This is a genomic window from Actinomyces sp. oral taxon 849 str. F0330, from assembly GCF_000239715.1.
Taxonomy (GTDB): Bacteria; Actinomycetota; Actinomycetes; order Actinomycetales; family Actinomycetaceae; genus Actinomyces; species Actinomyces johnsonii.
This window is the reverse complement of the sequence record NZ_JH470355.1, coordinates 155375-165150: the sequence shown is the minus strand read 5'-3', so window position 1 is coordinate 165150 and position 9776 is coordinate 155375. Positions and strand designations below refer to the sequence as shown.

General features: G+C 68.3%; 7 protein-coding genes, 3 tRNA genes and 1 pseudogene. 7 read left to right on the top strand and 4 right to left on the bottom strand.

Annotation, left to right across the window (positions count from 1 at the left end; all coding sequences use genetic code 11):
• Positions 1-1103 (top strand): annotated as a pseudogene (locus HMPREF0975_RS10985) (hypothetical protein); the annotation flags it as partial.
• Positions 1104-1177: 74 nt separating this feature from the next.
• Here the strand turns inward: HMPREF0975_RS10985 and HMPREF0975_RS10980 are convergent.
• Both HMPREF0975_RS10980 and HMPREF0975_RS10975 read right to left on the bottom strand, forming a co-directional pair.
• On the bottom strand, positions 1178-2491 hold the full coding sequence (locus tag HMPREF0975_RS10980) for a glycoside hydrolase family 3 N-terminal domain-containing protein (protein ID WP_081697229.1): 1314 nt from the start codon (positions 2489-2491) through the stop codon (positions 1178-1180).
• A gap of 89 nt (positions 2492-2580) precedes the next feature.
• Complete coding sequence (locus HMPREF0975_RS10975; protein WP_034472319.1) at positions 2581-2955, bottom strand: metallopeptidase family protein; 375 nt, start codon at positions 2953-2955, stop codon at positions 2581-2583.
• Between the two features lie 300 nt (positions 2956-3255).
• Between HMPREF0975_RS10975 and HMPREF0975_RS10970 the strand changes: the two genes are divergently transcribed.
• From HMPREF0975_RS10970 to acs, 4 genes are all read left to right on the top strand, one after another.
• A tRNA-Glu gene (locus tag HMPREF0975_RS10970) sits at positions 3256-3328 on the top strand.
• Positions 3329-3365: 37 nt separating this feature from the next.
• Positions 3366-3439: transfer RNA gene (locus tag HMPREF0975_RS10965), tRNA-Asp, on the top strand.
• 47 nt (positions 3440-3486) lie between these two features.
• Positions 3487-3559: transfer RNA gene (locus HMPREF0975_RS10960), tRNA-Phe, on the top strand.
• Positions 3560-3937: 378 nt separating this feature from the next.
• Entirely contained in the window at positions 3938-5866 is a 1929-nt protein-coding gene (acs, locus tag HMPREF0975_RS10955; RefSeq protein WP_009234242.1) for an acetate--CoA ligase, read from the top strand.
• Positions 5867-5936: 70 nt separating this feature from the next.
• Here the strand turns inward: acs and HMPREF0975_RS10950 are convergent, their stop codons facing one another.
• Both HMPREF0975_RS10950 and HMPREF0975_RS10945 read right to left on the bottom strand, forming a co-directional pair.
• Positions 5937-7010 (bottom strand): permease prefix domain 1-containing protein, encoded by a 1074-nt coding sequence (locus tag HMPREF0975_RS10950; RefSeq protein ID WP_009234241.1) that lies wholly within the window; start codon positions 7008-7010, stop codon positions 5937-5939.
• Positions 7010-7339 carry a PadR family transcriptional regulator gene (locus HMPREF0975_RS10945; protein ID WP_009234240.1) on the bottom strand — a complete coding sequence of 110 codons (330 nt, stop codon included), beginning with the start codon at positions 7337-7339 and terminating at the stop codon, positions 7010-7012. Before HMPREF0975_RS10945 ends, HMPREF0975_RS10950 begins: the two co-directional genes overlap by 1 nt.
• 180 nt (positions 7340-7519) lie before the next feature.
• Here HMPREF0975_RS10945 and HMPREF0975_RS10940 point away from each other — a divergent pair, with 180 nt between their 5' ends.
• Both HMPREF0975_RS10940 and msrB read left to right on the top strand, forming a co-directional pair.
• Positions 7520-8947 (top strand): mechanosensitive ion channel family protein, encoded by a 1428-nt coding sequence (locus HMPREF0975_RS10940; protein WP_009234239.1) that lies wholly within the window; start codon positions 7520-7522, stop codon positions 8945-8947.
• 355 nt (positions 8948-9302) lie between these two features.
• Positions 9303-9761, top strand: coding sequence for a peptide-methionine (R)-S-oxide reductase MsrB (gene msrB, locus HMPREF0975_RS10935; RefSeq protein ID WP_009234238.1), 459 nt, complete (start codon positions 9303-9305; stop codon positions 9759-9761).
• Positions 9762-9776: the final 15 nt, after the last annotated feature.

The window sequence follows — 9776 nt, the reverse complement described above, 5'->3', positions numbered from 1 at the left end:
AGGCGCCGCCGCCAGGCAAGCCGTCAAGATCGCGCCGTCCGATCCTGGTGGCGCTGGTGGTCGTCCTTCTCCTCGCCGTCGGTGGTGGCGGGGTGTGGGCCTGGAAGCACTTCGCCGGCGGGAACCGCGATTCCGGCAGCAACGCGCGCAACGACGCCACCGGTGCCAACCAGGACAAACAGAGCAAGCCCAAGGCCGACCAGACCGCCACCAGTGCGACGGCGCTACCCTCGGGGGAGATCAAGGCCTGCTCGGACATGCCGACTCTCAACGTCACATCGGTGGAGGACGGCCAGGGCCAGCTGCAGGTCAAGGCCGATGTCAAGACCTCCTGCGCTGAAGGCGATTTCCTCGCCGGATCGTCCAACCGGATCCTGATCTACAGCTCAACGGCTCCGACCGGAGGCTCGGACGTGGACCGCCTCGTGGCCTCGGGCACCTTCGACTTCTCCGCCTCGCCGCTCATCATCCCCGGTGGAGGGCGGACCGTGACACTGAGCTTCGGGGAGCAGCACTACTTCCGCACCGCCAAGGACATCGACGTCAAGGACCTCAAGGTGACCCCGTCCTTCGACCGGGGCTCCCAGCCCTCCGTCGCACCGGACAAGTCGAAGGCCCCTTCGGCTTCCTCGACCTCCTCGTCATCGTCATCCTCGGCCTCGCCGGCGACGGTATCGGCGTCGTCGGCCTCCGACTCGAGCCAGGACGAGCAGGACGAGAAGGCCGCCGAGGAGGCCCTGCAGTGGCAGTCCAAGCACGATCGCCCGCTCATCATGGGCAAGTACCTGGGCAAGTGGACGCCGCAGCTGTCCTCGAAGAAGGCGGGACTGGTGGCCGATGGGAAGACCTGGACCAACCGCTCGATCCTCGCGGACTTCCTCAAGGTGCGTCAGGCCAACCCAGACGCCGCGCTGGTTTTCAGCGACGACTGGTCGGTGTTCGACGCCGGCGGCAGCTGGTGGGTGGTCCTGTCCGGGGAGCTCTACGGCACCGCGGAGGAGGCCAATGCCTGGTGCGACACCCAGGGCTACGACGCCGACCACTGCTACGCCAAGCGCATGGAGTCCAGTGGGCCCTCGACCGGCACCACCAAGACCCGTTGAGCCGCCCCGAGCCCGCGGGGCCGCCGGGACCGGAGCACGGTCCGATGATCACGCGGGCCCGGGATACGGGTGGGTCAGGACTGGTTACTGTTCTTCAGCGCCAGGACTCTCGTGACCGACTCGTCCACCCGGGCCGCGAAGGCCGGGTCGGACTGGGCGGTGGAGACGAGGGCCTTGGCCATGTCGGCGGCCAGTGTCGGATCGGCCGAGGCCAGTACCATGTCGCAGCCGGCTCTGATAGCACGCACCGCTCGCTCGCCCGCAGGCACGTCCTTCACCTGGGCGGCTGCGGAGACATCGTCGGTGATGACCATCCCGGTGAAGCCCATCTCGGTGCGCAGCATGTCGGTGACGACAACCGAGGAGAAGACGGCCGGCGCCGCCGGATCGATGAGCGAGTAGGTGGCCGAGGACACCATGATGACCTGCGCGCCGCCGCTGATGGCTGAGGCGAAGATGCCGACGGCGGCGTCGCCGCTGCGGGCGGTCGTCGTGTCGGTGACCCCCGAGGCGGTATCGGTATTGGCCGTGACCCGTCCCAGGCCCGGGAAGTGCTTGTAGACGGGAATAATGCCGGAGGCCTTCATCCCCTCGGCGAAGGCGCCCGCCTGGGCGGTCACCGTGGCGGCGTCGCGCCCGTACTCCCGGCCCCAGCGGCCGATGGGCTCGTTGGTCGATGGCGTAGCGACGTCGACCAGGTCGACGACGGGGGCCAGGTTCATCGTCGCCCCGACGTCCGCCAGCTCCTTGCCCCAGGTGCGCGCCGAAGCGAGCAGCTGCTCGCGCGGCTGGGTCGACTGGTCCATCGCCGAGGGGATGTCGGAGAAGCCCGAACCGGACATGACCTGGACGTCGCCGCCCTCCTGATCGGTGGCCACGAGCATCGGGGTGTCATGGGTGGTGGTGGAGTCGACCTTGCCGGTGAAGCTGCTGATGACCTTCTGGGTCTCCTGCTTGCCGGCGGTGGAACGGCCGGCGATGAAGATGTTGCCGACGTGGTGGCTGGTGACCGCGTCCGTGGAGGCCTTGGCGGGAGAGGCCGCGTCCACCCCGACCATGATGAGCTGACCGACTTTCTCCTCCAGGCTCCATCCCTCCAGTGGGCCGGCGGAGGCCGAAGCGGTGGATGACGACGTCGCCCGCGATTTCGGGGCCGGGGCGGGAAGCGGGTTGGCTGGTTCGGGCGTCGGGACGGTCTGTGTGGGGGATGCGCTCCCGGCCGATGCGGAACCCGGGATGAGGGAGCACCCCGCCAGGGATCCGGCGCCCAGCAGGGCCGCCAGGAGCACTGGCCGTCGACTCGGGTGGTGCTGCGGGGACTCGCTCGGGACGGCGGGGGCGGGAGGTTCTCCTGCGCCCGGAGCGGCAGGCCGATGACGGTCGTTCATGCCAGCACACTAGGGCAGGTTCAGGGGGTGCGCGAGGTATTGGGGGCTGTGGTCTATTCCCGGTTCTGCTCCCCGTTCCGCCCCGGGCACTACTCCCAGCCCAGCTCGTGGAGACGCTCGTCGGGGATGCCGAAATGGTGGGCCACCTCATGGATGACGGTCACCATGATCTCCTCTACCAGCTCCTCGCGGCTGGTGCACCAGCGCTCCAGCGGCCCGCGGAAGATGAGGATGCGGTCGGGCAGCACCATGGACCAGCTCTCGTCGCGCTCGGTGAGGGGGACGCCGTCGTACAGCCCCAGAAGTGTGGGTAGGCCGGCCTCGTCGTAGTCCTCCGCGGTGAGCATCTCCGGGTCGGGCTCGTCCTGGACGAGGACGACGACGTTGTCCATCGCCTCGGCCAGGTCGGCCGGGATCCGGTCCAGGGCGTCGCCGACGACGTCCTCGAACTCCTGGGCCGACATCTGCTTCGAGGCCTGTTCCGCGAGGGGCGGCCCGGGAGGCGCCGGGGTCGCGGCGTCGTCCGGACTGTCCGCTCCGTCGTCGACCGGCCTGTCCCCGCCCCGGTTCCCGTTTTGCTGATGCGCCTGGCTCACGGGACCAGCCTGCCAGACGAGGTGGGTCTCCCACGACCCGCCCCGAGGTCTGCAATCTCGCCGGAAAACGGGCGGTGAGGAGGGTCACGTCGTCGGGATTTGCGCTGCGGAAGACTGTCCCCTTAGTGTTCATCCCGGTTCGAGGCGCGACGACGTCGAAGGCCCCTGGCCCCCATCGTCTAGCGGCCTAGGACCCCGCCCTTTCACGGCGGTAGCACGGGTTCGAATCCCGTTGGGGGTACGGATTCGCACAAGTGAATACACAGTGAATTCACACTGGCCTCGTGGCGCAGTTGGTTAGCGCGCCGCCCTGTCACGGCGGAGGTCGCGGGTTCAAGTCCCGTCGAGGTCGCGGAAAGGTCGGTCCGATCAGAAATGGTCGGGCCGCTTCCATCCCAAGGCTCTGTAGCTCAGTTGGTAGAGCGTTCGACTGAAAATCGAAAGGTCACCGGATCGACGCCGGTCGGAGCCACTGCGAGAGGCCTGGAACCCACAAGGTTCCGGGCCTTCGCTCTGTCTGCGCGCTCCGCCCGGGACCTGTGTCGCGGGTCCGCCTCCTGATGCGCAAGAGCGGTCGTCAGACGCAAGGGCTGTGGTCACGTGCATGCGTCCGGGCGGGCGCGCCCGAGCGCGCCGGGCCTCTTCTGCGGCTCGCCTGCTGCGGAATCCCTTCGCCGTATCGGTCGCCAAGCAGGCTTTCATGATGGATGATGGCAGACCACATGTGTGCGCCGCCACGTTCGTGAGTGCCGAAAGCCCCGTACTCCGCGCGGCCCCCACGCCACCAGACGACCCGCGCCGCGTAACGGCGCCATATTCATATGGCACAAGATTGCACAAGGAGGACGACATGATCTCAAGGACCGTGCCCCAGCCCCCGGGTGAGTCGATGGAGGAGCCAGAGGAGACTATTCATCCCGACCCCGAGGTCGTCGCGAACGCCTGGGTCGGCGACTGGCGCGCTCTGGAGGAGCGGGCCGCCGAGGATCTGGAGGGCTACTGGGCCGAGCGCGCCGGCGAGCTGGAGTGGTCCAGGCACTGGGACACGGTGCTCGACGAGTCCGGGGCCCCTTTCTACCGTTGGTTCGTCGGTGCTCGGACGAACATCGTCTCCAACGCCGTCGACCGGCACCTGACCAACTCCCACCGCAACAAGCTCGCCCTCATCTGGGTGGGCGAGGACATCGAACAGGTGCGCACCTTCTCCTACTTCGACCTGGGCCGGGAGGTCGAGAGGATGGCCAACGTCCTCAAGGCCATGGGTGTGGGCAAGGGCGACGTCGTGACGATCTACCTGCCCCGTATCCCCGAGGTCTTCTTCGCCATGCTCGCCTGCGCCAAGCTCGGGGCCATCCACTCGGTGGTCTTCGCCGGCTACTCTTCCGACGCCCTGAGCGCGCGCATCGATGACTCGGAGTCCAAGGTCGTCATCACCGCCGACGGCTCGTGGATCAACGGCAAGGTCTTCCCCATGAAGAAGATCGTCGACGACGCGGTGCGCTTCTCGCCCACCATCCAGAACGTCATCGTCGTGCGCAACACCGCCACCGAGGCGGTCATGGACCCCATCCGCGACCACTGGTACCACGAGCTGTGCAAGCTCCCGATCGCCAAGGGCCGCTGCGAGACCGTGCAGGTCGACGCCGAGGACCCCCTGTTCATCCTCTACACCTCCGGGTCCACCGGCAAACCCAAGGCGATCCTGCACTCCCACGGCGGCTACCAGGTGGGCACCTACGCCACCCTCCACGACTGCTTCGACGTCCATGACGCCGACCGCTGGTGGTGCACTTCCGACCCGGGCTGGATCACCGGCCACAGCTACCTCGTCTACGGCCCACTGCTCAACGGCGCCACCGTCTTCATGTACGAGGGAAACCCGACCTTCCCCTACCCGGACCGCTGGTGGAACCTCATCGAGCGCTACGGCATCAACGCCTTCTACACCGCCCCCACGGCCATCCGCACACTCATGCGCTTCGGCGAGGCCTGGGTACGGCGCCACGACCTGTCCAGCCTGCGGCTGCTGGGCAGCGTCGGCGAGCCCCTCAATCCCGAAGCGTGGCGCTGGTTCCACCACGTCGTGGGCGCCGACCGCTGCCCGATCATCGACACCTGGTGGCAGACCGAGACCGGCATGTTCCAGATCACGACGGTACCCTCCATGCCCCAAAAGCCCGGCGCGGCGGGCCGGCCGGTGTTCGGCCAGGAGGCGGCCGTCGTCGACGAGGAGGGTCAGGAGGTCCCCGACGGCGTCGAGGGGAACCTCGTCCTCAAGCGACCCTGGCCCTCGATGATGCGCACTCTCTTCCGTGACCCACAGCGCTACGTGAACACCTATTGGAGCAAGTACCCGGGCCTGTACCTGACCGGGGACTCGGCCAAGCGCGACGCCGACGGCTGGTTCTGGATCATCGGGCGCACCGACGACGTCATCAAGGTCTCCGGCCATCGCCTGGGCACGGCCGAGATCGAGTCGGCACTCGTTTCCCACTCCGCGGTGACCGAGGCCGCCGCCGTCGGCCTGCCCCACGAGGTCAAGGGGCACTCCGTCCACGTCGCCGTCGTCCTGGCCACCGGGGTCGAGCCCTCGCGTGAGCTCGAGGCCGACCTGCGCCAGCACGTGGCGGCGTCCCTGTCGCCGATCGCCAAGCCGGAGTCCTTCGATTTCCCCGAGTCGCTGCCCAAGACCCGTTCGGGCAAGATCCTGCGCCGGGTGCTGCGGGCCCGGGCGCTGGGTCAGGATGAGGGCGATCTGTCCGCTCTCGCCGAGGAGTGAGCGCCTCGGCCCCGACCGGGCCCCGGAGCAGGGGGCGGTCGGGGTCGAGGAAGGTGGCGAGCTCGGGTTCTCAGGTGCCGGAGGTATCCGTCGTGCGATTGCGCCAGTAGGTGCGGCCGCTGACGATGATCCCGAACGCGATGGCGGCGACCGGCCAGATGATCCAGGAGATACCCCAGGCCTCGAAGACGAAGCTCCACAGCAGATAGATGATGACCGTGGCCGGCCAGTAGATGCTGGAGATCAGGCCGATGAGGGGATCGTCCTTCTCCTGGTCGCTGGACTGCCAGGCGTTCTCGCCGGAGCCGCCGGGGTGCGTCAGGGTCGTGTAGGTGGAGGACGCCCACGCGGCGGGCAGGTAGATGCTCAGGCCCGTCGCGATGATGACCAGTGAGATCGCGACGCCGATACCGGAGAGCTCCGACTGGGGTCCCTGATCGGGGGTGAGCATGCTGGTGGCCAGGATCGGCAGCGCGGAGACGATCCACAGGAAGACCGCGATCGTCAGCCGGCGGGTGCGCACCGTCTCCTGGTTGAGGCGTTCGCGGGCCGCCCAGGCGGTGACCACCGGGTCCGGGGTGAATCTGCCCTCGATGAGGTGATGGACGGAGGAGAAGGCCGACCGGCGCTGCACCAGCATGCCCACACCCAGGCCCACGAGCAGCAGGGCGAAGGCTATGCCGATGAAGGCGGCCGTGTTGTCGCTGATGGCTATCCGCCCGGCGTCGGCCAGGTTTGTGAGGACGATGAGCAGGGCCGGGGCGCAGACGAAGAGGCTGACCGCATGGGCAAGGGTCGAGGCGGTGCTCCGCTTGGCCTGGGCCAGGGCCTGAGCCTCGGGCAGTGTCACCGCCGGGTAGGCGGGCCGGCTGGGCTCGGTCGGGGTGCCGGCGGCGGGAGCGGCCTGAGGGTCGGCGTCGGTCCGGATATCCGCGGCGATGCCCAGGACCGGGGCCAGCTCCTCAAGGTTGCCGAAGTCGGTGATGACCTGCCCGACCGCCTCGTTGTGGGTCTTGCCGTGAGCGATGGCGTCGTTGTAGGCGTCCTCCATCATGGCGCGCAGCTCTCCACGGGCCTCGGTCAGGCGCGGTGTGGTCGGGTAGGGGGCGAACATGGCGTCGAGGAAGGTCTCGATGGTGTCCATCAGTGGGCTCCTTTCGCGAAGCGGTCGATAAGGGTCTTGGTGTCCTCCCACTCGGACACCTTGGCCGCCAGGTGTGCGGTGCCCTCGGAGGTGAGGCGGTAGTAGGTGCGGGACTTGCCGGAGTCGGAAACCCCCGCGTAGGAGGCTGCCAGTCCAGCTGACTCCAGGCGCTTGAGGGCCGTGTAGAGGGTGGTCTGCTTGATGGTGTACTCGCCGTCGGAGACCTCGGTGATGGTCTTGGCGAGGTCGTAGGCGTAGGACGGCTGCCGTTTGAGCAGGGACAGGACGATGAGGTCGATGTAGCCGCGAATGGCGTCCGCACTGATCACGTGAACCCTCCTTCCTTGACGTGTAATGGGTGGGGCGCGGGATGGTTTCCGCTCCCTTGTGTGTATCTAACGTACTACGTCACGCGTAGTACGTCTAGTGGAGATTGGGTGAGGTGTGATGCCTTCGTCCGCGGCCGTTCGTCACAGCCCGGGCACAGCCCCGCTGCCTAGGCTTGCCCCATGCTCTTCGTAGCCACCGCCCCTCCCCTGACCCCCAGCGCGGATCCCTCGGCCACTCCAACTCCCACCCCCACTCCCGGTCCCACGGGCATTCCGTCCGTGAACGTCGACGAGACCGTCAAGGTGGTCACCAAGACCACCAGCGACCTTGTCACCATCGGCTGGCAGGCCGGTGTCGGCGCCATCATCGGCATCGCGATCGCCTTCGTGGCCGTGGCGATCCTGAGCTTCATGGGTAAGCGCCGCCTCCTGTACCGCGAGATCGTGGACTTCGGACGCCGCCCCGCCTACGCCGTCGGAACGATGGCCGGAGCCTTCCTGGGTACGCAGATCGCCCTGACCGGACTGCGACAGACCAAGGACGACTCCACGACGATGGCCATCATCGAGCGCGGGGTCACCATCGCCCTCATCTTCGCGGTGACCTGGCTCGTCGTCGCCTTCGCCAAGGCCATCGAGTCCACCGTCGTCAAAGGGGTGCAGGCCAGCGAGAACCAGGGGCGCGCCAACCGAGTGACCACCCAGAGCCAGATCATTCGGCGTGTGGCCGAGGCGATCATCATTATCGCCGGGCTCGTCTCGGCCATCATGACCTTCCCCACCGTCCAGTTCGCCATGGGCTCGCTGCTCGCCTCGGCCGGTCTGGCCTCTGTCATCGCCGGTATGGCCGCCCGCTCCATGCTGGGCAATGTCTTCGCCGGTCTCCAGCTGGCCACCACCGACGCCATCCGCGTGGACGACATCGTCGTCGTCGACGACGAGCAGGGAACCATCGAGGAGATCACCCTGACCTACGTGGTCATGCGCACCTGGGACGAGCGGCGCCTCATCCTGCCCTCGACCCACTTCACCGAGAACCCCTTCGCCAACTGGACGCGAGGGGGAAGCCAGAGCACCGGTACCTTCACCCTCGACCTGGACTGGCGCGTTCCCATCGCCGCGCTGCGTGCGGAGCTGGCCCGGCTCGTGGCCGCCTCCACCGTCTGGGACGGAAGGCAGGCCACCCTCGACGTCTCCGACGCCGTCGGCGATCACGTCACCGTGCGCGTGGTCCTCACCGGGGCCACCCCCGGCGCCGTCGGCGACCTCAAGTCCTACGTGCGCGAGGAGCTGGTCACCTGGCTGCAGCGGGAGGCCCCCTACGCCCTGCCGCGCACGCGGGTGGAGGTCGAGCAGGTTGAGGTCACCCAGGACCTCAGTGCCGAGCAGGTGGCCCGGGCAGCCGAGGAGATCGTCGCCAAGCAGAAGGCCGCCGGGGCGGACGACACCATCGAGACGGCGGCCGACGACTCCTCCGGCACGACCACCGAGGTCGAGGGGGAGACCACCGCCCACGGCCTGGGGGCCCGGCGCGCTGTGAGGCTGGGGCGCGCCATGGGCCGTTCCCTGCTCCATCGCGCCAGACGAGGGGGGCTGGGCCCCAGGTGAGCCAGGTGGCCGGCTCTGATCGAGAGGCCGCGGCGGATAAGCCGGGAGTTCCCCGCGCTCGTCGGCAGCAGATCGGGGCCGCTAGGGCTTCTTGAGCCTGTTGCGCATGATCGTGGTGGAGGCACGGTCCTCGTCTGCCGCCAGCGGTTCGCGTGCGTACCCTACGGCTCACGTTGACTCCGGAAGAGCCAAGCGCAAGCCTTAAGGTGCGAACGCGCGGGCGCACAACCGCAGCATCCCACGTTCGCAACAGGTCCTGGCGCCTGCAACGGTGCCGGTGTCCCTTCCGGATGGGTGCGTTTTCGCTGCGTGAACTCAGTGCGCCCGGTGCCGTCGGGCGGGTGACGATGGCACCATGACTACCGACATGAGCGGCGAACCGTCCGCCGCGACCTCCGCCCCGGCCGTCGACCTGGAGGCTGCGGCGCGCACCGACGCCCAGTGGCGCGCCGCCCTGAGCCCCATGGAGTACCACGTGCTGCGCGAGGCCGGCACCGAGCGGCCCTTCACCGGGGCTCTGCTCGACGAGCACCGCGAGGGCGTCTACCGCTGCCGCGGCTGTGGCGCCGAGCTGTTCCGCTCCACCGCCAAGTTCGACTCCCGCTGCGGCTGGCCCTCCTTCTACGACCCCTCCAGCCTCGAGGCCGTCACCCTGAGCACCGATACCTCCCACGGCATGGTGCGCACCGAGGTCCGCTGTGCCACCTGCGCCAGCCACCTGGGCCACGTCTTCGACGACGCCCCACAGACCCCCACCGGTCAGCGCTACTGCATGAACTCCGTGAGCCTCACCTTTGAGGAGGAAAGAGCATGATCCGGGTCCTGAGTC

Excerpts from the sequence above, each read along its gene's own strand:
- HMPREF0975_RS10980 (WP_081697229.1), bottom strand. The coding sequence starts at position 2,491 with ATGAACGACCGTCATCGGCCTGCCGCTCCGGGCGCAGGAGAACCTCCC.
- HMPREF0975_RS10975 (WP_034472319.1), bottom strand. The coding sequence starts at position 2,955 with ATGTCGGCCCAGGAGTTCGAGGACGTCGTCGGCGACGCCCTGGACCGG.
- acs (WP_009234242.1), top strand. The coding sequence starts at position 3,938 with ATGATCTCAAGGACCGTGCCCCAGCCCCCGGGTGAGTCGATGGAGGAG.
- HMPREF0975_RS10950 (WP_009234241.1), bottom strand. The coding sequence starts at position 7,010 with ATGGACACCATCGAGACCTTCCTCGACGCCATGTTCGCCCCCTACCCG.
- HMPREF0975_RS10940 (WP_009234239.1), top strand. The coding sequence starts at position 7,520 with ATGCTCTTCGTAGCCACCGCCCCTCCCCTGACCCCCAGCGCGGATCCC.
- msrB (WP_009234238.1), top strand. The coding sequence starts at position 9,303 with ATGACTACCGACATGAGCGGCGAACCGTCCGCCGCGACCTCCGCCCCG.